Genomic DNA, 23,542 nt, shown 5'->3' on the forward strand with positions numbered 1-23,542 from the left:
ATGCAAGTTTTTCAACTTGCATTTTTGTACTAAAACGATTCTATATTTTTATAAGTGTAATCGCTTAATTATCATTTAATAAAGCACTCTAAATTTAATTGTATTTTCTACTTTTTTTAGCGCCTTTAATACTTCTTTATTATACTCTTTATCCAAATCTGTAATTACATAACCAACTTCGTTATCTGTAGACAAATATTGGCTGTTGATATTCAGCTCGTACTCTGCTAACACCTTATTGATTTTAGCCATAATACCTGGTACGTTCTTATGTATGTGTAAAAATCTATGCGATTTATTCTGTTTTGGCAAACGAATATTCGGGAAGTTTACTGCATCGACCGTATTTCCTGAATTGATATAATCCATAATTTTATTAGGAACAAAATCTGCAATATCGCGCTGTGCCTCTTCTGTACTACCACCAACATGCGGAGTAAGTATTACATTGGCAAAACCTTGTAATTTTGTTTGAAAATCACCATTACTAGCTGGCTCATCTGGATAAACATCTACTGCAGCACCACCAATATGACCATCTTTTAAACCTTCTGCTAGTGCGTCGATATCAACTACAAAGCCTCTTGAAAGGTTAATTAACATAGCGCCTTTCTTCATTTGCTTTATTTCGCGTTCACCAATGAAGTTTTTGTTTGCTTTATTATCATCAATATGTAAAGTAACCACATCAGACACATTCAATAAATCTTCTAGCGTACTACATTTTACAGCATTACCTAAAGCTAATTTATCATCTACGTCATAGTAATAAACACGCATACCCATTGCTTCTGCCAATACCGATAATTGCTTACCAATATTACCATAACCAACGATACCTAAATTTTTACCGCGGACTTCTCTCGATCCTGCAGCTGTTTTTTGCCATTGACCACTATGTATTTCTCTACTACGATCAAATACACTTCTCATTAGCATTATTATTTCACCGATAGCCAATTCTACCACTGACCTTGTATTGCTATAAGGAGCATTAAAGACTACAACACCTTTCTTTTTAGCAGACTCTAAATCGATTTGAGTGGTACCTATGCAAAAAGCACCAACAACCAATAATTTATCGGCTGCTGCTAAAACAGTTTCTGTTACCTGGGTTTTAGAACGAATACCAAGAACGTGAACGCCCTTAATTTTTTCGATCAGCTCTTCTTCAGATAAGCTATTTTTTATTAATTCTACAGAAAAACCATCTTCTGATAGATTATCAAATGCAGCAGTGTGCACATTTTCTAATAATAGAACCTTAATTCTATTCTTTGGGTACGAGATATTTCTTGGCAACTTGTTCACAAATAAAAATTCATCTAAACTTGGTGTAACATAATCCGCATTACTTGCGGCCTTTTCTCTATGCACGTTTTCGGTATATGCAAAAAACTTATGTGCGATACCTGCTTCGCGCATGACATAATCACTGTAACCATCTCCAATCACCTGAACTTCGCCGTCCAAATTCATTTGCTTTAGGCAATCAATTTTGCCGTTATGCTGAGATAACACATTTTTTTCATCGAAACCGATGATATTTCCTTCTTCGTCGAATTTAAACGTATTTGCATACACTCGATCAGATGGTATATTGTATTCTTTTACAATAGGATCAATAAACTCTTTAAATCCGCAGGATATTACATAAATATCATCTGCATACTTCTCAAAAAATTCTTTGTTGGCAGCTATAGATTTTGATATCTTATTTCTCAGATTTTCAACCAATCCATCTAAATCCTCTTTCTTTGCATTTAATAGTTTAATTCTACGCTCTAAAGATTCTGTAAACGAAATATCACCGTCTATACCTAAATTGGTGATTTTCTGTATTTCTTTAATTACTTCATCTTTATTTGATCTTCCTTCTAAAGTCATTTCTGCAAGAACATCTAATGCCTCTACCCTGGTTAACGTACTATCAAAATCAAAAACGTATTTTCTACTTACTTCTACCATTATTTTTTTGGTTTGGATAGGAATTTTTGTCGTTAAAATAAGTAGCAAAAGTAAAAATTTAATTTATCCTGATATATGATATCTTGGAAATAAAACAAAAAGCTTACGTTATGATGTAAATTGACAAATTAACTAGCTCTTAATCTAAAAATTGAAGAGCGGCTAATGAGAAATCTAGCGTCTTATATGTACCGTTATGATCCCCAGGTACTATTTTTAATATCCCATTTTTAAAAGCATCGCTTAATTCTTGCGAATTACCGTTGTCCGTATCTTGATCTCCACAAATTACCATTACATTAATGGCTATTTTATTTAAATCACTTATAGAACTTACTGGTTGATATTTTTGCTGTAAATGTAATGATCGTAAATCTGCATTTATTGATTTAGCATAGTCTACCGCACCTTTGGTTTCCTCGTTTATATCGCCATTAAAGGCTTTTGCAAACATAATTCTCCGATCCCAATCGGCATTGGTAAAATCAATGCCCATACCACCTAATACCGCTTTATCTATACGATTGTCTTCAGTAAGTAATTTTGCCAAAACAATACTACCTCTTGAATAACCAACGGCTTTATACTTCTCAATATTTAGATGATTTATTAAAAAAAGCACATCTTTTACTTCGGAATTGTCTTGATACGCTTTTTCATTTTGAGGTTTATCCGAATCTCCATTACCACGTAAATCGGGAATAATTACTCGATATCCGGCAGCGATTAAGTCTTTTTTTAAAGCCGTTTTATCCCAAGATTTTCTAGAATTTATAAATCCGTGTAACAATAATACCACATCTCCACTACCCTCATCGGTATAAGCAATTTGCACACCATCAAAAGATTCGAATTTACTTGATTGAGAACTAGCTGTTTTAGAAAAGGCTATCATCAATAAACAGAATAAAATATACTTTGATGACATCATGCTTTTATTTAAGATATGTATAGAAGACCCGCTAGTATTGCCAGCCCAAAACTCACCAGAGTACCAATTAATATATACTCTGTTAGTTTTCTATTATTACGCTCTTTAAGATCATTGAACCTAAAAACAGATTTTGCGGCTATTAAAAGACCAATAACTTCCCACCTACCGATTACTATAAAAATCAAAACAAAAAGGCGTTCAATAATACCTATGTACTTACCTGCATTTGGGAGCGATTTATGATCTGTTTCGATTTGAGTGGACATGCCTTCTAAAATCATTCCCATTATAATTGCCGCCGGATAGGTAACAAAAACAATTGCCGTTACCAAATACCAATCTAAATTTTCAAATAACAATAAGGTATGTTCGTATAAATCTGTGTAAAAAGCACAACTGTAAATAACCAATATATGCAATAGCTGATCTATAAAAAACGGAATGCTTTTATTCTTAAATAATGTATTCATGTATAGTTTTAGCACATCTATACCAAAATGCGCTACAGTAACTACCAAAGCAATTTTCCATAAGCTTAGATCCCATAAAAACAGCATGTACAAAGAAAAATGCAATAGTACATGTACGTATAAAAATTTAGACGTTATCTTATTCGATTGTTTGTGAAGAACCCACCTTGTTGGCTGTAAAACGAAGTCTCCGATTAAATGAGCCAATACTAGTTTTATAAAAATCAACATATTTATTTACTGGTAATTAATTCTTTATAATATGATAATACATCTAAAACCAAATCTAATCGAGCTCTTTTTAAACGTTGACTAACGGCAGACTGTTTTATACCTAATTGTTGTGCAATTTCTTTTTGTGAATAATGCGGGTAATCTAGCGACAATGTTACTATTTCTGCTGAAACAACACTCCAATCATCCATAAAATCTAAAGCTAAACGCAGCATTAAATTTAAGGTACGATCATGATCAGTGTTTCCCGTAGCTATACTAAGGTTGACTTTGCTTTCTTTAAGAGTTTCAAAATTGCGGCCCGATCGTTGATATGCGGGACCATTAGATTCTGTTACTCCTGTACCAACATATGTTTCTAAACCAATGCCAATACCCATTCTTACGTCTAAACCTTTTATGGTTTTAAGCATTGCTTTTATTCGGATAGCAGTAAACAAAGCATTTTTCTCGGTAACCTTTAATTGAAATTCATCTCCACGATAAATCTCCCAATTCATTGGTGATGCCCCAAACTGATTAAAGTAATTCTTCAATAAATCAATCCATTGCGAGCTAGGATGATTTTCAGAATTAATAATGTCACCTGTTATTATAGCTATCATAATTATTAGTTAAAACGCTAATATACGTATTTATAAGCTAATTAATTAATATTTGTATTTATAAGTCTATTTATCAATATTATAAGAAGCATACTTAAAACCAACGCCTTGTTAAGATACAATAATCTTTAAAGGAACGCCCGAATTTCTCTAACAGAATTCGTTCTTCGGGTATAATTTGAAACCGATTCATATACCCAACAAACCCTGCAGCAATCAGCGTGTTGAAAGCATTTCCTAAAAAAACACCTAAAGCCAACAATATAAGAAGCAGTGCAAAATACATGGGATTTCGAGAAAATTTAAATATTCCGCCAACCACTAAATTAGAAGCTTTATCTGGTTTTGTAGGGTCTATGGTAGTTTTTGCACTATTAAATTGAAAAAGTGCCCAAAGTGCTATTAAAATTCCAAGACCTACTAAAATTTTAGCGAGCAACATTCTTCCATAAAAATCAAAATAACCAATCGGCAAAAATTCTGCCAACAGGTACATTATCATTCCGAAACATAAAAACACTAAAGCCGGTGGTACTTTTAACTCCATTTTATAAAATTACTACATTTGATGATGTAAATTGACAAACTAGATTTCAAATTATTTTAATGAAGCTTGTATTCGCTACCCATAACCCCAATAAATTAAAAGAGATTCAGCAATTGGTACCATCATATATCGAACTTGTTAGTTTAGATATGATCGGTTGCACTACCGATATACCCGAAACGGCAAACACCCTAGAAGGTAACGCGAAAATAAAAGCCGATTTTATAACCGATACCTATCAACTACCTTGCTTTGCAGATGACACAGGCTTAATTGTTGATTCTCTAAACGGTGATCCAGGCGTATACTCTGCAAGATATGCAGGACCTGAAAATGACGCTAACGCCAACATGGATAAACTCTTGGCTAATTTAAACGACCAACAAGATAGAAATGCTTACTTCAATACCGTAATCGCCTTAAACTTAAATGGTAAAACCCATATATTTGATGGTAAAATTCATGGTGAGATTACAGAAGCAAAAAAAGGAGCGCATGGTTTTGGGTATGACCCAATCTTTAAACCTAATGGTTATAACGAAACATTTGCGCAACTACCTTTATCGATAAAGAACGAAATAAGCCACAGAGCGCTAGCATTTAAAAAATTGATTACCTATTTAAATAGTATCCATGTTAAATAAAAAAGACAACGGCGAAACAGTAGTCGTATCAGTTGCATCAGAAAGAGCAGAAGCTATTGGCGGTGTTCTAATTGCCCTATTCGCAGCTTTAATGGCCATATCGCAAATGGTCAATGGCGAATTAGAGGAAGAGATGATGATTGCACACAATAATGTTGTTAGCTATTCAAATTGGTATCAATCGAAAAGTATTAAAGAAAGTTTAAAAGAAAGTGAACTTGACTATTTAGGTGCTTTAATTGAAAGTGGCATGGTCACAGAAGAAAATAGACCGGTCATAGAACAAAAGATGACTGATGTTAGAGAAAAAATAGTAAAATACGAATCTGAAAAAACAGAAATTCTATTAGGATCTGAAAAAGTAGGTAAAGAAAACTGGGTGCAAGATATCGAAGGCAAAATGGGTATTATTACCGGAGTGAAGGAATGGGAACAATTAACCAAAACCTATGATTATGCCACCAAGAAATTTGACTATGCGCTACTATTTTATCAAATCTGTATTGTACTTGGCGCCGTTTGTATCATTATATATGATAGTCCGACCCTTCAAAAAGGCCTAATTGTGCTCATGATTATCTTTGGTATTATCGCTACTTTCCTATCTATATATGGGTATACACTGGCTCCGTAGTATAACTTAATAATAAATTATACTGATTCAATTATTAGCAGTACCTTTGCCGCTTAATTAACGCCGCTAGTATAGCATGTGTTGCGCTGAGTCTAAATAGGTTATATACGATAATCGCTCTATGCAACATTCATATTTGCGATTTAGTATAACATTTTATGACAAAGTTTGAAGCTCTAGGACTGCAAAAGTCCTTATTAGATGCTATTACTGATTTGGGTTTTGAAACCCCTTCAGAAGTACAAGAAAAAGCAATCCCTATTTTATTGGAAAGTGAAACCGACTTAGTTGCGCTAGCGCAAACAGGTACTGGTAAAACTGCCGCATTCGGATTCCCATTAATTCAAAAAATTGATAGCGATAGTAGAACCACACAGGGTTTGATCTTATCGCCTACTCGTGAACTGTGCTTACAGATTACGAAAGAAATGCAAGCGTATTCAAAATACGAACGTAATATTAATGTTGTTGCCATTTATGGTGGTGCAAGTATTACAGACCAAGCAAGACAGATTAAAAAAGGTGCACAAATTATTGTGGCTACACCTGGTCGTATGAAAGATATGATAAGTAGACGTCTTGTCGATATTTCGAATATAGACTATTGTATTCTAGATGAGGCAGATGAAATGCTGAACATGGGCTTTATGGAAGATATTAAAGATATTCTTTCTGGTACGCCAAATGAAAAATCTACATGGTTGTTCTCTGCAACTATGCCAAAAGAAGTGGCTGTTATTGCAAAAAAATTCATGCATTCTCCACAAGAAATAACTGTGGGAGCTAAAAACTCTGGAGCATCAACTGTACAACATGAATATTATGTTGTTGGCGGTAGAGACCGTTACCCTGCCTTAAAGAGATTGGCAGATACTAACCCTGATATATTTTCAGTTATTTTTTGTAGAACAAAACGCGATACACAAAAGGTTGCCGAAAGTTTAATCGAAGATGGTTATAATGCAGGAGCGTTACATGGAGATTTGAGTCAAAACCAACGAGATTTGGTAATGAACTCTTTTAGAAAAAGACAAATTCAAATGCTTGTGGCTACTGATGTTGCTGCACGTGGTATTGATGTTGATGATATTACACATGTTATCAATTACCAATTACCTGACGAAATTGAAACATACACACACCGTAGCGGTAGAACTGGTAGAGCTGGTAAATCTGGTATTTCTATGGTTATTATTACACGTAGCGAACAACGTAAGATTAAAGCTATTGAGAATAAGATCAACCAGAAGTTTATTGCAAAACAAATTCCGTCAGGAATCGAAATTTGCGAGATTCAATTATACCACTTAGCAAATAAAATAAAGGATACAAAAATTAATGAGGATGTAGATGGATATTTACCTGCTATTAATGATGTTCTTGAAGGAATAGACCGCGAAGAATTGATCAAGAAAATAGTTTCTGTTGAATTTACAAGGTTCTCTAATTACTATAACAAGTCAAAAGATTTAAATTCTTCTGACAGTGGCAGAAATAGAGAAAGAAGTGATGACGGAAGTGACAACAGAAGAGGTGGCGAAATACCAACAAGTGGTGCAGTTCGTTACTTTGTAAATGTTGGTGAAAGAGACGGTTATGATTGGATGACCTTGAAAGATTTCATTAGAGATACTGTAGGTTTAGGACAAGAAGATGTATTTAAGGTTGATGTTAAAGAAAGTTTTTCTTTCTTTAATACCGAAGCGGAAGTTACACAACAGATTCTAGAAAAATTTACTGAATTTAAAGTTGACGGTAGATTTGTTAATGTAGAAGTTTCTAAAAACCCCGGTGGTGGCGGTGGCGGAAATCGCAGAAGCGGCGGAAGCGGCTTTGGCGGCGGAGGCTTTAAAGGAAAAAGAAGTAGCGGTGGCGGAAGAAGAGATGATGACCGCGGCGGAAGAGGAAGAAAAGAAGGTAGCTCTGAGTCTAAAGGACGAAGACGCGACCGTAGCGAATCAAGCTCACCCAACTCAGGAAAAAGACGTACAACCAAAAGAAAGGGAGATTTCTTTTAGTTAATTGTATATTAAAAATACGCTTCGGCGTATTTTTTTTGTTTTGTTTGCAACTTAATTACGCTGTCATTACAATGAAATATTTACTATCGCTTACACTTATTTTATTTTCATTAATGGGTTTCTCTCAAGAAACAGAAGAAGGTCAACGCCTAAGTGCTGTTGTAGTCAATGCTCAATCTGACGAACCTCTTGAGAGCGTACACGTTGTTAACCTAAACCAAGTTTTTGGAACAATTACCAATGAAAAAGGTGAATTTTCAATTACCGCAGCGGTAAACGACACTCTTTACTTCTCATTTCTAGGTTTTAAATCTCAGAAAATTAGGGTAACTAACGATATGTTCAAATTTAAGGATACCGAAATTGCATTAACTGAACTTGCATATGCCCTAGAAGAAGTTATTGTTAGACCATATCAGCTTACTGGCTACTTAGAAATCGACGTAAAAAACCTTCCTATAAACAATGCTTATCAATATAGTATATCGGGCTTAGGCGTGAGCTATGAAGGCGGTAACAAAAACCCAAGTGCGGTAACTAAAGTTTTAGGGGCTATTCTAAACCCGGCAGATTTACTACGAAACCTTTTTGGTAAGAAACCTGCACAAATGCGTAAGCTCAGACAAATGAGAGAAGATGAAGATATTCGTAATCTTCTTGCCTCTAAGTTTGACAGAGAAACTTTAACAGAGTTCTTGCAATTAGAAAAAGTCGATATTCAAGACATTTTAAATAACTGCAATTATTCTAAATCTTTTATCACCACAGCCAATGACCTTCAGATACTTGACGCTATTAGCAGCTGTTATGAAGAGTACAAAGTTTTGAATAGAAAGAAATAATATTTTTTAAAACGGAATCCTTGTTATAGTTTTATTGCAAATAACAGGGAAATGAAAAACGTATTTTTATTAGGTCTATTCTCGATAGCTTTAATCTCATGTCAACCAAAGGCAAAAGAAAATTCCGAATCTATTGCAGTAGTTGAAGATTCTGTTGAAATAACTAAAAAGAACCCTAATTTTCAATGGGAAGCTGCTACCGTTTATTTTCTACTTACCGACCGTTTTAATAATGGAAATACCGACAACGATCTAAATTTTGAGCGTGATGAGGAAACAGGTGAACTCAGAGGTTTTTTAGGTGGAGATATTCAAGGTATTACAGATAAAATCAAAGATGGCTATTTTACAGACCTTGGTGTAAATGCCATTTGGTTCACTCCGGTTATTGAACAGATACATGGTGCCACAGATGAGGGTACTGGCAATACATATGGCTATCATGGGTATTGGGCAAAAGACTGGACAGCCCTTGACCCTAACTTTGGTACCGATGAAGACTTAGAAACTTTAATTGAAACTGCTCACAAGAACGGTATTCGAATTGTACTCGATGTTGTTCTTAACCACACAGGCCCTATCACTGAAAAAGATCCTGTATGGCCGGCAGAATGGGTACGTACCTCCCCTACTTGCGAATTTACTACCTACGAGAATACTACAGCGTGCACATTAGTTGCGAATCTTCCAGATATATTAACCGAATCTGATGCCGCAGTTAATTTGCCTGACACGCTTTTGGCAAAATGGAAAACTGAAGGTAGACTTAGCGAAGAATTAGATGAGCTTGAACTGTTTTTTGACCGTACCGGTTACCCAAGAGCTCCGAGATTTTACATCATTAAATGGCTAACCGATTACGTTCATAAATATGGCGTTGATGGTTTTAGAGTCGATACTGTTAAACATGCCAATGAAAACTCGTGGGCAGAACTGTACAAAGAGGCTTCTGCTGCTTTCGAACTTTGGAAAAAGAAAAATGCGACAAAAATATTAGATGAAAACCCTTTTTACATGGTCGGGGAAGTATATAACTACGGAATTTCTGGCGGACAAGAATTTGATCTAGGAGATAAAAAAATAAACTATTTCGATAACGGATTTAAAAGTCTTATCAATTTCGAATTAAAGACTGATGCCAATAGTGACTACGATACTGTTTTTACCAAATATAGCAAACTACTGCATACCACTTTCAATGATAAAAGCGTTTTAAACTATCTTACATCTCATGATGATGGTCAACCTTTCGACCAAGAAAGAACAAACCCTAAAAGGGCAGCAAATGTATTGCTATTGACCCCTGGTGCATCACAAATTTATTATGGTGACGAAACAGCGCGTAGTCTAGTTATTGAAGGTACGCAAGGTGACGCTACATTAAGATCGTTCATGAATTGGAAAGAGCTAGACAGCCTACCAAAAACAAAAGAAACCTTAGCCTATTGGCAGAAATTAGGAACTTTTAGAAATGACCACCCATCTATAGGTGCTGGTATTCATAAGAGGATTTCAAAAGCACCATATGTATTTAGCAGATACTTTAGTAAAGATGATTTTGTAGATAAAGTAGTTATCGCTTTAGACGCCCCTAAAGGGAAAAAATCTATTTCTGTAAAGGGTATTTTTGGCGATGGCACAAAATTATACGATCACTTTTCTGAAACTGAAGTAACAGTCAACAAAAATATGGTGTTTTTAGATAACGATTATGATGTTGTATTACTTGAACTGACTCAGTAAAAGCTAATAGACAATCAGGCATTTGAATGTACCGCAATTCTATTGCCTTCGGTATCTTTTAAAAGTCCCATAAATCCGTGTCCGTCACCTATTTCGGTTTTTGGCTGTAATACTTGTCCGCCTGCGGCATGAACTTTACCCAAAACTATAGCTGCATCGTCACATGCTAAATAAACCAATACTCCAGTTGTTAAACTAGGAACATATTGGTCATGCTGTACCAAAGCACCATTAGCCTGACCCAAAGTCTGTTTGTCTGGGAATAGACCCATTACAAATTCTCCGAAATTGTTCACTGTAATGGTTACATCTAAAATAGATTCATAGAACTTCTGTGCTCGCTCCATATTTGCAACGGGTATTTCATACCATGCTATCATAACTAACTATTTAAATTATGTTTAAGATTCTGTAATCCTTGTTCAAAGTCTTTACCAACCATTTTATCCATTGACATAAAAAGCATCATAATACTCATAGGAAATTTGTTCTTTCCAGCGAAACCCCATGTCACTTTGCTTTTATTTCCTTCTAACTTTTCAAGAGTCATATAACAATCAGATTGCGACTTGTAAGGTTTTAAGAACCGTAAATCTTGTTCTATGCGCTTACCTTCATTTATTCTAGTAATTTCTTGTTCTCCCGCACCCACATCTTTATTTCCGTTCCAATGGCTTGTAGCACCTACTTCACCATCGACACCCGTAAAAGTAAGTTTCATATTGGGGTCTTTTTTAGCCCAAGGAGACCATTCTTGTTGCTTTTTTAAAAACTTTAAATGCTCCCAAACTTTTTCTGGTGCATGCTCTAATTCGATACTCCTCGAAACCTCATAGGTTTTTGGTGCAATTAGAGCTAGAATAGTTATCAAAACAATTACTACTGCAATAATTATAAAAACAATGTACATGGGCTGGTCAATTAGCTGTTAAATAACAAGTTAAGCAAAATTTAATTATCAGACTTATATCTTTCTAAAATTTCATCGATACTCTTTATTGACTTTTTTGTCCAATCTAATCGTCTTTCAAATATTTCTTCATCGGTTAATTTCCATACTATTTCTGAAGCTTTTAATTTTGTTGTCAAATGCTGAAGTATAATTGCTGCTGAAACAGAAATATTAAGACTTTCCGTAAAACCTACCATGGGTATTTTCAAATAGGCATCTGAGTTTTCTAGAACATAATCGCTTAATCCATTTTTCTCCGTACCAAAAAACAAAGCTGTTTTACCATCTAGATTAAAATCTTGTAAAAGCGAACTATCTGCATGCGGACTGGTAGCTACAATTTTATATCCTTTTTCTCGTAACGAATCAATTACTTGTTTTGAATTTTGATACCGTTTTATATCTACCCATTTCTGCGCGCCCATGGCAATTTCCTCATCTAAATGTTGTCCGTTTCTATCCTCTATCAAATGCGCAGTCTGTACACCGAAAGATTCACAACTCCTTACCACTGCACTTGTATTATGCATTTGAAAGACATCTTCAACGGCGACCGTTAAATAGTTAGTTCGCTGAGCCAATATTTCATTAAATCGCTGTTTTCTATTTTCTGAAATAAATTCTTCTAAATACGCTAAAAGCTTCAAATCAATCATGCGCACAAGATAAGAAAAGTATATTTTTATGCCTATTATTAAGACCTCATGAAAAATATAGTCGTATTAACTGGTGCCGGAATTTCTGCCGAAAGCGGATTAAAAACTTTTAGAGATGCTAATGGATTATGGGAAGGGCATGACGTCATGGAAGTTGCCACACCAGAAGGTTTTGACAACAACCCGGCATTGGTCTTAGAGTTTTATAACCAAAGAAGAAGACAACTTTTAACGGTTAAACCTAATGCGGCACATAAAGCGCTGGTTGATTTAGAAGCGCACTACAATGTTCATATCATCACCCAAAACGTTGATGACCTTCATGAACGTGCCGGTAGCTCGAATATTCTTCACCTACATGGCGAATTATTGAAAGCTAGAAGCATTTCTTCAGCAGAAGATATTTTTGCGTGCACGCAAGATATTTTACTTGGTGACACCTGTAAAAACGGATTTCAACTTAGACCACATATCGTTTGGTTCGGCGAGGCAGTTCCTCATCTAGAAGATGCAATAGCTATAACAGAAAAAGCAGATTATTTAATTATTGTCGGTACATCGATGCAGGTATATCCTGCAGCAGGTTTAATAAATTTTGTACATAGCGGTACACCCATATATTTTATTGATCCTAAACCATTTATTAATGAATCTTACAAAAGCAATTTAACGATAATCACGCAAAATGCGGTTGACGGTTTGCCTACTTTGGTTGCTTCCCTAATTGATAAATAATTCTAGTCTGTCTAACCCACTCTACCAGCTTGTTCACTTCGTTTGGGGTAAGCTCAGTGTCGTTATGAAAAAATGTATATTGGTTTAAAGGCATATTACCATCAATTACTATTTCTTCAATTTCTTCTAACAACCGATCTTTCTTACGTAAAGAATACCCCTGCCATTCAGAAAAATTTAAATGTTTTTTACCCTCCTTTACATGGTCAGCCAGAAGGTAAGAAATGGGCGCAATATTATTATACCACGGGTATTCGGTGTTATTGCTATGGCAATCATAACAAGAATTTTCGAAAATGGTTTTTAGCTCTGTTGAAGGATTTGTTTCTTTTATAAATACTTCTGTATGACTACCTGGTGATATGTTTTTTGTAGGGCTGAAAAATTGCATACCAACAAGCACAACTACAACTGCTAGGCTAATTTTTTTTAGTAATTTCATATTTGGGGGAAATGAAGAATAAAGATACAATTTTATGACTAAGGAAGAACTTTATGAGGCATTGAAATATGTAAGTGCCTCAAGAGATAACCGCAATAAAATGGCTTCAAAAATTGAAGACAATCCGTATTTAGTTCCTATTCTTATTGAGATAATTAAAGAAGATAAAGTCCCCATATCATGTAAGGCTGGTTGGGTTTTAGAAAGTGTTGCCAAAATAAATTTGCATTATATTTTAATACATATTGATGTATTCATTGATTCACTAAAATATATTTCACTAGAATCGTCTGTACGCCCGGCTTCAAAAATTTGTCAATTATTGGTACTCAACCAATTTTCAAAAAAGTCAGTTAAATCAATCCAAAAATTAACCAAATATCACTTAAATGGTATTACCGAAGTTGCTTTTGATTGGCTTATCGGTAATTATAAAGTTGCCCCGAAAGCATATTCAATGACTACCCTTCTTTTAATTGGTAGAACAATAAGTTGGATCCATCCAGAATTACAGCAAATACTAAAGCAAAACTACCAAAGCGGCAGTGCTGCATACAAAGCAAGAGCCAGAATGACTTTAAAAGTTCTTGAAAAAAAGTAACGCATTTAAGAACCTTCGATAATTGTTCATTAAATCAATGTATTTGAACATAACTTAAAGCACTTATGGTTTTAAACTTTGATACGATTAGGTATATTTGCCCCTTATTAATTTAACCAATCATTATGTCTCTTAATGCACTAAATGCCATTTCACCTATTGACGGTCGTTATAGCTCTAAAACCAAATCTTTATCTGCGTACTTTTCTGAAGAAGCACTAATAAAATATAGGGTTAGAGTAGAAATAGAGTACTTTATTGCACTTTGTGAAATTCCTTTGAAGCAACTTTCTTCTTTCGATACATCAAAGTTTGATACCCTTAGAAAAATTTATCTTGATTTTTCTACTGAAGATGCCGAAGAAATAAAAGAGATTGAGAGAACTACCAATCATGATGTTAAGGCGGTTGAATACTTTATAAAAAAAGCTTTCGATGCTTTAAATTTATCGCAATACAAAGAGTTTATCCATTTCGGATTAACATCACAAGACATTAACAATACTGCGATTCCGCTTTCTATTAAAGAAGCAATGAACGATGTTTATGTTCCTCAATATTTTGAACTACTTGAAAAATTAGATGTATTGACCTTAGAATGGGCAGACATACCAATGTTGGCAAGAACCCATGGTCAGCCCGCTTCCCCTACCCGCTTAGGAAAAGAAATTTTAGTTTTCGTTGTTCGTTTAAAAGAACAGTTCAATTTATTGAACGATATACCAAGTGCAGCAAAATTTGGTGGCGCTACAGGTAACTTTAACGCACATGTAGTAGCTTACCCTTCGATAGATTGGCGAGCTTTTGGTAAACAGTTCGTTCAAGAGAAATTAGGTCTTCAACATTCATTTCCAACAACGCAGATTGAGCATTATGATCACTTAGCAGCTTTGTTCGATGGTCTTAAACGCATCAATACTATTATATTAGACCTTGATCGCGATTTTTGGACATACGTATCAATGGACTATTTCAAACAAAAAATTAAAGCAGGTGAGATTGGTTCATCAGCGATGCCACATAAAGTTAACCCTATAGATTTTGAAAATTCTGAAGGAAACCTTGGTCTTGCTAATGCAATTTTTGAACATTTATCCGCGAAGCTACCTGTTTCTAGATTACAGAGAGATTTAACTGATAGTACGGTTCTTAGAAACGTAGGTGTACCATTTGCACATACTATTATCGCAATTCAATCTACTTTGAAAGGACTAAACAAACTGCTTTTAAACAAAGTGAAGTTTGAGCAAGATTTGGAAAATAACTGGGCTGTTGTTGCGGAAGCTATTCAGACTATATTAAGACGCGAAAGTTACCCAAACCCTTACGAAGCTCTAAAAGGACTTACTCGTACTAACGAGAAAATCAATAAAGATTCTATTTCCAATTTTATCGATACTTTAGAAGTATCTGATGATATTAAAAAAGAATTGAAACAAATATCACCTAGTAATTATACTGGTATTTAGGGCAGTTTTAATGCATTAAAACTTTTCTTTTGTTCATATACATTATATCGCCCGTTTCGAGCGATATGCATTTTAGATTACGGCTTATATCATATATATTCAGCTTAAATACAAATCTAAAAACATATGCAAACAAACTTCTCAGTTGAAGAATCGGTAAGTAATATATGGGATAAACTTGATGGTTGGTTAGAAGCTATCATCTTAAAATTACCCAATTTAGCCATGGCAGTTTTGGTAATGTTCTTATTTTACCTTCTGGCTCGAGGAATACGTAAAATACTTAAACGAACCATTCTTAGAAAAATATCTCAAGTATCTATTCAAGAGATCATTGCTAAAGTCATTTTTGTGGCGGTTATCTTAATCGGATTTTTTATTGCCCTAGGTGTTTTAGATCTAGATAAGGTTTTGACAAGTATATTAGCTGGTGCGGGTGTTGTTGGTTTAGCAGTTGGTTTAGCTTTACAGGGAACTCTAAGTAATACCTTTGGCGGACTAATTCTTTCGTTTATGCCCCAGCTTAAAATCAATGATTTTATTTCTGCTGATGGGGTTTCGGGTTTTGTTACTGAAATTAGTTTACGAAACATCATCCTTAAAAAACCTGATAATAACGTGGTAGTTATACCAAACTCTAAATTCATTGATGGTTCATTCACCAATTACTCTTTAAATAATAGAAACAGAATTTTTGTGAATTGTGGTGTTGGTTATGAAAGTGACCTGCAAATGGTCGAAGATTTAACCATAAAAATTATTGCCGATAATTTTAAGCAGAATGATGATGAATCGGTAGAATTCTTTTTTACCGAATATGGCGATAGTTCTATTAATTTTATGGTTCGCTTCTGGGCAGATTGTGTTAATGTAAAACAAGAGCATACCGCAAGACACAAAGCAATTAAAATTATCAAGAAACATTTTGATGAACGTGATATCAATATTCCATTCCCAATCAGAACATTAGATTTCGGAAAAAATAATTTGCAGATTGCCAAGCAGTCTTAGTACAAACTAAAAAAGCCCGCTGAACAAGTTCAACGGGCTTTTTACTAACATACCAGACTTAATATTATTTATTGATTTGAACTTCGTGTGGGTAAGGAATTTCAATACCTGCACCATCCAACGCTTTCTTAGTTCCTTCAATTGTTGCGAAGTAAACATCCCAAAAATCTTCTGGCTTACAGAAAGGACGCACTGCAAGGTTTACAGAGCTATCTGCCAATTCAGATACATTTACTGAAGGTGCTGGATCTTGTAACACTAAAGGGTTTGATTTTAACATTGCCAACAACACATCTTTCGTTTTTTGCAAGTCAGAATCATAAGCTACACCAACTGTAGTATCAACTCTTATTTTACCTTCTGCAGTATAATTTACTATGTTACCGTTTGCCATAGCACCATTAGGCACAATCGCCAATTTATTTTCTGGTGTTATCAATTTAGTTGTAAAAATCTCAATCTCTTTTACATTACCCAATACCCCTTGAGCTTCTATCAAATCGCCAATTTTATAAGGCTTGAATATAATAAGTAGCACACCACCGGCGAAATTAGAAAGAGAACCTTGTAATGCTAAACCGATGGCTAAACCAGCTGCTGCAATTACCGCTGCAAAACTTGTTGTCTCAACCCCTAAAGTTGAAATAACCGTGATAATCAGAAATATTGTAAGTGCCCATTTTGCTAAATTCAGCAGAAACTTCTTCAGCGATTCATCATACTCTTGTTTGGTCATGCCTTTGTTTGCTACACCAATCAGTTTTTTTATTACCCAAGAACCAATAATGTATATTAGTATTGCTCCAATAATTTTTGGACCAAATTCCATAGCAAATTCAATTCCTTTGTCAATCCAAACTTGTGCGCTCTCCATTTTAAAATGTTTTTTAGGTTGTTTATATAATGTACTCACTTCTTATGACACCCTTTTTCTCGAATGGTCACATTAATAATTCACACAATCAAATTTCAACCTAATAAAAAACCCACTACAATTAGGTAGTGGGCTGTATATAAAATAGTTATAATAAAAATTTATCCTTTCAGCAAATCTCCAAGTTTTTCTAATCCTTTACCTTCAAAATCGGATTTTTCCATGGCTTGAATTAATTGAACAAAACTAGCTGGGTTCATATCATCACCTAATACTCGAACAAGGATAAGTCCTTTTTCATCATTATCGCCATAAATTATTAACTCATCTATGGTATCATCATCACCCTTTAACTGCAAAGTTGCCTTACCCAAAGAAGTGTTTATTTTCATAAGTTCACTATAGTCATCATCTTTCAGAATCGATTTAATAGCAGCTTTTTGAATCTGATAATCTGCTTCGTTTTCAGATTTCTTTTGAAATGCCAGTATATTCAACTTTTTAAGTGAAGAGGCTGCCTCTATTTCTGTTTGGGTCAAATTTGCCTTTTCTAAATTCAAAAGACTAGAAGGTAAATCGAAGGACATAAAATTAGGATTTTGTGCGCTTGCGATATAATACTCTTGCAAACTCTGCTCTGAAGAGCATGATGATATGGTAAAACCTATTACCAACATCATTAACCAATATGCTTTTTTCATAATATGTTGTTTTATTTAAAAAAGACCTTCCGTTTTCTCAAAAGGTCTTTTTGTATACTGTATTATTTACCTGATGCCTTATTTAGTTCCTTAGGCAAATCCATTTTATTGGTCAAAGTACCTATTTTATTCAAGTCAATATCACCGGTAAGGCTGACTAGAACCGTTTCAAGCTTTCGTCCGCTATGACCTACTTCGATATCGCCTAAACCACTAACAAACATTAATAACTCTGACACATGGTCTTTCTTTGAGCCATCTCTAACGTAAAATTTTACGTTTACATCTTTATCTTTTACACGCATCAATTCTTCTAACTTAGAAGATTTAAGGTATTTCTTTACCGTTGACGTCATATCTGCAGAAACCGAAGCATCTTCGGTCATGAACACCTTTACATTTTTGAGTCCGCTGGCTACTTCCATAAATTCTTTCGCCTCGGCATCGTCGCTCATGCTACCTAATTTAGAAACCAGGTCGATCATACCTTTGTTAACTATTACCGATCCTACATTATCCATATTCTCATATTTGTCAAATACAGATTGTGAAAAACCAAATAAGGGTAAAATTGCCATTAAAATTACTACTGCTACTTTTCTCATGATTGTTGTTTTTAGTGCCTTGCCTTTAATTAGGAAAGGCGATTGATGAATTGATGAATACTCAACTTGCATTGAACCTATTAAGTTCAATGCAAGCTATTTTGATTAATTTCCTTTTTTAGATGCTTTACCCAATTGATCGCCACCTGGCAGATCCATTTTTTCGGTCAATTTTGATACGGAACGTAGATTAATATCTCCTGTTAATGACAATAAAACGGTTTCAAGTTTTCTACCATCAATATCTATGTCTTTATCCTTTAAACCGGTTACGAACATTAAAAGTTCTTTTACATGGTCGCTATCTTTACCTTCCTTTACGTAAAACTTCACGTTAGAGCTACCATCACGCACTCTCATAAGTTCTTCAAAAGAAGAGCTACTTAAACGATTGGTAACCCACTTGTCTACATCTTTAGAAATAGCTGCATCTTCGGTGGTAATAACCTTAAAACTGGTAATGGAGTTCACCAATTCAAAAAATTCTTTAGCTTCTGGGTCATCTGAACTTACGCTCATTTTACCCAACATCTGAAACATTTTTGGCTGCATAGCCACAAAGGTTACCTTATCATTATCTTCATACTTTTCAAATATATCTTGAGCATTGATAATTACAGGGGCTAAAACCATAAGTGTTAATACTAGTATCTTTTTCATCTTAATTATTTTTCGTTAAAAATTTATTCGTTGTTTTTTCAAATTCTTCTAAATGATACAGTTGCTCTGTACCTTTATTAAAATTCATTGCTAATAAGGCCAAAGCCTCTTTTGCAGATTCTATTTCCTCTGGTGTATACTCATCTGCTAAAGTAACAGGAGGTGGTGTAGGCTGATAAAAATAAAGCCCGACCATAAAGACTGCTATTGCCGCAACAGATACCCATTTCAAATAATTTCTTCTAGGTTTTAATGGCACTGGCTTTGTAAAGCGTTCTTCTTTTGCTTTTGAAAAGTAATTGAACAAAGGCGCATGCTGTTCTAAATGAGGTGCAACATCTTCATTGGCGAAGTAGGTCCTAAGTGTTTCTTCTTCAGCAACCGTAGTGGTCGCTTCAAAATACTTTTCTATTAATTTTTCTATGTTATGCAATTCCATAATTATGCTTTTCCATTAATTTTTCCCGTACGGTTTTTCTAGCTCTAGATAAGGCTACCCGTATGGCTGTAGGTTTCATATCTAATAATTTTTCTATTTCTTCATATTCATATTGTTCTACATCACGCAATTGTAATACCATTTTTTGTTGCTCGGGCAATTCTGCCATTATGCGTTCTACCCAATTTATGCTATCCTTTGCCTCTAATTCACCTTGCAACGATGTACTTGAGTCTGTATAATTACTGTGTACCAATTTTAAATTACCCGCTTGTTTAGATTTTAATCTATCTAAACAAAAGTTCTTTGTCATTGTCATCGCAAACGCTTCTACATTATTATACGATTCCATTTTATTTTTCTTGGACCATAATTTAATAAGAATCTCTTGCGTGGCATCTTCAGCCTCTTCTGTTGACACCAATAATCTTTTGGCCAGACGGAACAGCTTATCCTTAAAAGGCAACACAATATTTAAAAACTCCGTTTGTTTCATTTTGGTTTGGCTGTTTGTAAACTTTCATATCGGTCTACAAAAAGAAGACGAAGTACAACGATTTTTGTTACAATAAATTTTTAATTAAAATACTTGTAAGTAACTTTAACATCCTTATACTAATTATATACGTACTTATTTAGTCGTATGTTCCATGTATTATCTTGAAAATTATTTAAAATTAAAAATAAGCTATGAAAAAAATTTTCTTGTCCCTCCTTTGTCTTGGATTTGTTATTACCTCTTGTAATAATGATGATGATACTGTTATTGAAGAAGAAGTAATTGAAACTCCCGAAGAAGAAGAAGTAATTGTTGATATTGAAGTACAGAATTTTTTCTGGCAGACTTTAAACCTCTACTATTTTTGGCAAGGTGATGTGCCAGACTTGGCTGATGACCGTTTCGACACGCAAATTGCATATGATGAATACTTAAATGAAAATGATGATCCCGTAGATTTATTAGAAAATAAATTATTATTCTCTGAAGATAGATTTACTTTTTATAGTGACGATTATACTGAATTAGTAAATAGTTCTGCAGGTGTATCTAAAAGTAACGGACTCCAATTTGGTCTAGGTCGTATTTCTGGTACTGACGAGGTGTTTGGTTTTGTTGAATACATCGTTAAAAATTCTAATGCATCAGGACAAGATATTAAAAGAGGAGATTTATTTATTGGCGTTGATGGTCAGACTTTATTTTCTAACAGAGAAAACCCGGCTGATAATAACCTTGATTTACTTTTTGGTGACAATGATACCTATTCTTTAAATATGGCAGAAATTGTAGATGGTGGTATAACCCCAAGTGACAGAAAAGTAACATTGACAAAATCTGAAGGTTTGGTTGAAGACCCTATTCACGTAAGTAAAGTAATTACCTCTGGTGATAAAAAAATTGGATATTTAATGTACAACCAATTTGTTTCTGGTTCTGAAAATGCGTTAAATGCCGTATTTTCCGATTTTATTGCGCAGGGTGTAAATGATCTGGTCTTAGATTTAAGATACAACCCAGGCGGTAGAGGTTCTACGGCTGCTGTACTTTCGAGTTTAATTAAAGGCACAAATACTTCAGACTTACTTTACAAAACTGTGTATAACGCAAAATTACAAGCAGAGTTCGGCAGCTCTACAGAGAATTATTTTGTAAGTACAACAGGTACTTTTGATGGTAATGCTAATGCTCCTTTAAATACATTAAATTTAAATAGAGTTTATATCATTGCAGCAGAAGGTTCTGCTTCTGCAAGCGAGTTAGTAATGGTTGGTTTAGCACCTTATATTAATGTTGTTCATATCGGTGGTACTACGGTTGGTAAAAATCAAGGATCGGTTTTATTTGTTGATGACCCAGAAGGAGGTAATGTTTATGACGCTGAGAGAGTTGAAAATATAAACCCTAATGTACAATGGGGATTACAGCCTATTATAAGTCAAGTTGAAAATAGTGCTGGGTTTACTGATTATGTAGATGGTTTAGTGCCTGATATTGAACTTCCTGAAGATATTACCAACTTAGGTGTTCTCGGTAATGAAAACGAACCCTTGTTAGCTAGAGCTATTCAAGAAATCACAGGGGTTAGTGGTAAAAGTAATTTTGAAGTATTATTACCTGCTAATGTGGTTTCTAGTTCTAAGCTCTATAATCCTAGAAATACTGTACTACTATTGAATAATAGTATTCCTATCACTAAAATTCCTGTGACTGAAAAGAAATAAATTTAAAACATTTCAGTTTCCCTAAATATGAAGAAGATATTAATACTATTAGTTGCGCTTGTTTCTTTCTCGTGTTCAAAAGACGATGATTTAAACTTGCCAAACTCAGTAAACCCAGATGGTTCTGCTGATGTTGAAGTACAAGATTTTATGTGGAAAGCCATGAACTTTTGGTATTTCTGGCAGGCAAATGTTGACGATTTATCAGATAACCGTTTTGAAAATACAGAAGCAGGTCGAGCCGATTACACTGCCTTTTTAGATTCTGGTGATGATCCAGGCGATTTCTTTGAGAGTAAATTGCAGTATATAGATGACCGTTTTAGCTTTTACAATGACGATTATCGTGATCTTACCAATTCTCTCGCAGGCATATCTAAAAGCAATGGTCTAGAATTCGGACTGGTGCAATTTCAAGATAGCGAAGATCTTTTTGGCTTTGTGCGTTATATCGTACCAAACTCGAATGCCGCTACTGTTGAAATTCAACGAGGCGACTTATTTACAGGTGTTGATGGTCAAACTTTAACCTTATCTAATTACCGCGAATTACTTTTTGGCGCTAATGATACCTATGTTTTGAATATGGCCAATTTCAATAACGGTAATATATCGCCAAATGAAATTGAAATATCATTAACAAAAGAAGAGGGCTTGGCTGAAAACCCTGTGTTTTTATCAAAGTCATTCACTATTGGCGGTGAAAATATTGGATACATCATGTACAATCAATTTACCAACGAATATGATGATGACCTATACGCAGCTGTTGAAGATTTAAAATCTGCAGGAATTACAAATTTGGTAATTGATCTTCGTTACAACCCTGGTGGTTCTGTGAATACAACTCGCCTATTGGCAAGTATGATCTATGGTACTAATACCGAAGATATATTTCTAAGAAAAAGGTATAATGAAAAACTACAAGAGCAATTTAATGATAGCCAATTAGAGGTATATTTTGCCGATAAGGTAAATGGTCAGACTATTAATTCACTGGGGTTAAAAAAGCTGTACGTTCTTACTTCTACTAGTTCTGCTTCGGCAAGCGAATTGTTGATCAACAGTTTAGAACCTTATATGGATGTTATTCAAATTGGAGGAGTAACTAGAGGAAAAAACGAGTTCTCAACTACATTGGTAGATGATCGTGATAATTCATACTTATATACTCCTTCAAGAGTTAATAAGATAAATCCGGATAACCAATGGGCAATACAACCCCTAATTGGCAGAAACGAAAATGTTGATGGCTTCTTTGATTTTACAAGCGGTTTAGTGCCTGATCATCCTTTACAAGAAGATTATAGCAACTTGGGTATTTTAGGCGAGCAAAACGAGCCTTTACTAGCTAAGGCAATTGAATTGATTACTGCTGCTACCGGTAAACGTGATTTTACGGTAAAGTACCCTATCAATATCATCAGTAGCTCTAAAGAGAATAGCTTAATGAGCGATAAAATGGTAGATGACACTGTTTACGATTTAGAGTTCTAATAACGTAATTAAAAAGTATAGTGAAAAGGACAGCC

The 23,542-nt window shown here is 34.6% G+C and carries 26 protein-coding genes; 11 read left to right on the forward strand and 15 right to left on the reverse strand.

From position 1 onward, the window contains the following. Nucleotides 1–75: 75 nt before the first annotated feature. The 5 genes from serA to ACEN2N_RS05500 all read right to left on the reverse strand — a co-directional run bounded on the left by serA (nt 76) and on the right by ACEN2N_RS05500 (nt 4,758). Nucleotides 76–1,968, reverse strand: a complete 1,893-nt coding sequence (serA, locus tag ACEN2N_RS05480; protein WP_441823370.1) for a phosphoglycerate dehydrogenase — start codon at nt 1,966–1,968, stop codon at nt 76–78. A gap of 139 nt (nt 1,969–2,107) precedes the next feature. Beyond that, nucleotides 2,108–2,899, reverse strand: coding sequence for an alpha/beta fold hydrolase (locus ACEN2N_RS05485; protein WP_441823371.1), 792 nt, complete (start codon nt 2,897–2,899; stop codon nt 2,108–2,110). A gap of 8 nt (nt 2,900–2,907) precedes the next feature. Beyond that, nucleotides 2,908–3,603, reverse strand: coding sequence for a DUF3307 domain-containing protein (locus ACEN2N_RS05490; RefSeq protein WP_441823372.1), 696 nt, complete (start codon nt 3,601–3,603; stop codon nt 2,908–2,910). 2 nt (nt 3,604–3,605) lie between these two features. Further along, nucleotides 3,606–4,211, reverse strand: a complete 606-nt coding sequence (locus ACEN2N_RS05495) for a SatD family protein (protein ID WP_441823373.1) — start codon at nt 4,209–4,211, stop codon at nt 3,606–3,608. Nucleotides 4,212–4,305: 94 nt separating this feature from the next. After that, nucleotides 4,306–4,758: a methyltransferase family protein gene (locus tag ACEN2N_RS05500; protein WP_441823374.1), complete on the reverse strand. Its 453-nt coding sequence runs from the start codon at nt 4,756–4,758 to the stop codon at nt 4,306–4,308. A 59-nt stretch (nt 4,759–4,817) separates the two neighbouring features. Here ACEN2N_RS05500 and ACEN2N_RS05505 point away from each other — a divergent pair, with 59 nt between their 5' ends. From ACEN2N_RS05505 to ACEN2N_RS05525, 5 genes are all read left to right on the forward strand, one after another. After that, nucleotides 4,818–5,402 carry a non-canonical purine NTP diphosphatase gene (locus tag ACEN2N_RS05505; RefSeq protein ID WP_441823375.1) on the forward strand — a complete coding sequence of 195 codons (585 nt, stop codon included), beginning with the start codon at nt 4,818–4,820 and terminating at the stop codon, nt 5,400–5,402. After that, nucleotides 5,392–6,036: a DUF4337 domain-containing protein gene (locus ACEN2N_RS05510; RefSeq protein WP_441823376.1), complete on the forward strand. Its 645-nt coding sequence runs from the start codon at nt 5,392–5,394 to the stop codon at nt 6,034–6,036. Before ACEN2N_RS05505 ends, ACEN2N_RS05510 begins: the two co-directional genes overlap by 11 nt. A gap of 158 nt (nt 6,037–6,194) precedes the next feature. Then, nucleotides 6,195–8,054 (forward strand): DEAD/DEAH box helicase, encoded by a 1,860-nt coding sequence (locus ACEN2N_RS05515; RefSeq protein WP_441823377.1) that lies wholly within the window; start codon nt 6,195–6,197, stop codon nt 8,052–8,054. A 74-nt stretch (nt 8,055–8,128) separates the two neighbouring features. Next, nucleotides 8,129–8,899: a carboxypeptidase-like regulatory domain-containing protein gene (locus tag ACEN2N_RS05520; protein WP_441823378.1), complete on the forward strand. Its 771-nt coding sequence runs from the start codon at nt 8,129–8,131 to the stop codon at nt 8,897–8,899. Nucleotides 8,900–8,950: 51 nt separating this feature from the next. After that, complete coding sequence (locus tag ACEN2N_RS05525; RefSeq protein WP_441823379.1) at nt 8,951–10,642, forward strand: alpha-amylase family glycosyl hydrolase; 1,692 nt, start codon at nt 8,951–8,953, stop codon at nt 10,640–10,642. A gap of 14 nt (nt 10,643–10,656) precedes the next feature. On the opposite strand, the gene ACEN2N_RS05530 is transcribed toward ACEN2N_RS05525, so the two are convergent. Genes ACEN2N_RS05530 through ACEN2N_RS05540 form a run of 3 tightly spaced genes read right to left on the reverse strand, consistent with a single transcriptional unit; the run spans nt 10,657 to nt 12,250 of the window. Beyond that, nucleotides 10,657–11,022 carry a VOC family protein gene (locus ACEN2N_RS05530; RefSeq protein WP_441823380.1) on the reverse strand — a complete coding sequence of 122 codons (366 nt, stop codon included), beginning with the start codon at nt 11,020–11,022 and terminating at the stop codon, nt 10,657–10,659. Nucleotides 11,023–11,024: 2 nt separating this feature from the next. Next, a complete protein-coding gene (locus ACEN2N_RS05535) occupies nt 11,025–11,552 on the reverse strand; it encodes an SRPBCC family protein (RefSeq protein WP_441823381.1) in 528 nt (175 codons plus the stop codon). A gap of 41 nt (nt 11,553–11,593) precedes the next feature. After that, nucleotides 11,594–12,250: a TrmH family RNA methyltransferase gene (locus tag ACEN2N_RS05540; RefSeq protein WP_441823382.1), complete on the reverse strand. Its 657-nt coding sequence runs from the start codon at nt 12,248–12,250 to the stop codon at nt 11,594–11,596. A gap of 48 nt (nt 12,251–12,298) precedes the next feature. Here ACEN2N_RS05540 and ACEN2N_RS05545 point away from each other — a divergent pair, with 48 nt between their 5' ends. Continuing rightward, nucleotides 12,299–12,985, forward strand: coding sequence for an SIR2 family NAD-dependent protein deacylase (locus tag ACEN2N_RS05545; RefSeq protein ID WP_441823383.1), 687 nt, complete (start codon nt 12,299–12,301; stop codon nt 12,983–12,985). On the opposite strand, the gene ACEN2N_RS05550 is transcribed toward ACEN2N_RS05545, so the two are convergent. Next, a complete protein-coding gene (locus ACEN2N_RS05550) occupies nt 12,954–13,427 on the reverse strand; it encodes a heme-binding domain-containing protein (protein WP_441823384.1) in 474 nt (157 codons plus the stop codon). The two genes, ACEN2N_RS05545 and ACEN2N_RS05550, sit on opposite strands and share 32 nt — an antisense overlap. A 34-nt stretch (nt 13,428–13,461) precedes the next feature. Here ACEN2N_RS05550 and ACEN2N_RS05555 point away from each other — a divergent pair, with 34 nt between their 5' ends. The 3 genes from ACEN2N_RS05555 (at nt 13,462) to ACEN2N_RS05565 (ending at nt 16,508) form a co-directional block, all read left to right on the forward strand. Then, a complete protein-coding gene (locus tag ACEN2N_RS05555) occupies nt 13,462–14,028 on the forward strand; it encodes an adenylosuccinate lyase (protein ID WP_441823385.1) in 567 nt (188 codons plus the stop codon). A 125-nt stretch (nt 14,029–14,153) separates the two neighbouring features. Next, nucleotides 14,154–15,497: an adenylosuccinate lyase gene (gene purB / locus ACEN2N_RS05560; protein ID WP_441823386.1), complete on the forward strand. Its 1,344-nt coding sequence runs from the start codon at nt 14,154–14,156 to the stop codon at nt 15,495–15,497. A gap of 126 nt (nt 15,498–15,623) precedes the next feature. Then, a complete protein-coding gene (locus ACEN2N_RS05565) occupies nt 15,624–16,508 on the forward strand; it encodes a mechanosensitive ion channel family protein (RefSeq protein ID WP_441823387.1) in 885 nt (294 codons plus the stop codon). Nucleotides 16,509–16,572: 64 nt separating this feature from the next. On the opposite strand, the gene ACEN2N_RS05570 is transcribed toward ACEN2N_RS05565, so the two are convergent. From ACEN2N_RS05570 to ACEN2N_RS05595, 6 genes are all read right to left on the reverse strand, one after another. Continuing rightward, nucleotides 16,573–17,382 (reverse strand): mechanosensitive ion channel family protein, encoded by an 810-nt coding sequence (locus ACEN2N_RS05570; protein WP_441823388.1) that lies wholly within the window; start codon nt 17,380–17,382, stop codon nt 16,573–16,575. A 161-nt stretch (nt 17,383–17,543) separates the two neighbouring features. Further along, complete coding sequence (locus ACEN2N_RS05575) at nt 17,544–18,083, reverse strand: DUF4252 domain-containing protein (RefSeq protein ID WP_441823389.1); 540 nt, start codon at nt 18,081–18,083, stop codon at nt 17,544–17,546. Between the two features lie 62 nt (nt 18,084–18,145). Further along, on the reverse strand, nt 18,146–18,688 hold the full coding sequence (locus ACEN2N_RS05580; protein WP_441823390.1) for a DUF4252 domain-containing protein: 543 nt from the start codon (nt 18,686–18,688) through the stop codon (nt 18,146–18,148). 105 nt (nt 18,689–18,793) lie between these two features. Then, nucleotides 18,794–19,348: a DUF4252 domain-containing protein gene (locus ACEN2N_RS05585; RefSeq protein WP_424000556.1), complete on the reverse strand. Its 555-nt coding sequence runs from the start codon at nt 19,346–19,348 to the stop codon at nt 18,794–18,796. 1 nt (nt 19,349) lies between these two features. Beyond that, complete coding sequence (locus ACEN2N_RS05590; RefSeq protein ID WP_441823391.1) at nt 19,350–19,787, reverse strand: hypothetical protein; 438 nt, start codon at nt 19,785–19,787, stop codon at nt 19,350–19,352. Further along, a complete protein-coding gene (locus ACEN2N_RS05595) occupies nt 19,774–20,283 on the reverse strand; it encodes an RNA polymerase sigma factor (RefSeq protein ID WP_441823392.1) in 510 nt (169 codons plus the stop codon). Before ACEN2N_RS05595 ends, ACEN2N_RS05590 begins: the two co-directional genes overlap by 14 nt. Nucleotides 20,284–20,477: 194 nt before the next feature. On the opposite strand from ACEN2N_RS05595, the gene ACEN2N_RS05600 reads away from it, so the two are divergent. Next, a complete protein-coding gene (locus tag ACEN2N_RS05600) occupies nt 20,478–22,010 on the forward strand; it encodes a S41 family peptidase (protein ID WP_441823393.1) in 1,533 nt (510 codons plus the stop codon). 27 nt (nt 22,011–22,037) lie between these two features. After that, complete coding sequence (locus tag ACEN2N_RS05605) at nt 22,038–23,507, forward strand: S41 family peptidase (RefSeq protein WP_441823394.1); 1,470 nt, start codon at nt 22,038–22,040, stop codon at nt 23,505–23,507. The last annotated feature ends 35 nt before the right edge of the window (nt 23,508–23,542 follow it).

Origin of the sequence: Maribacter spongiicola, from assembly GCF_052119685.1 — a bacterium.
Lineage (GTDB): Bacteria > Bacteroidota > Bacteroidia > Flavobacteriales > Flavobacteriaceae > Maribacter > Maribacter spongiicola_A.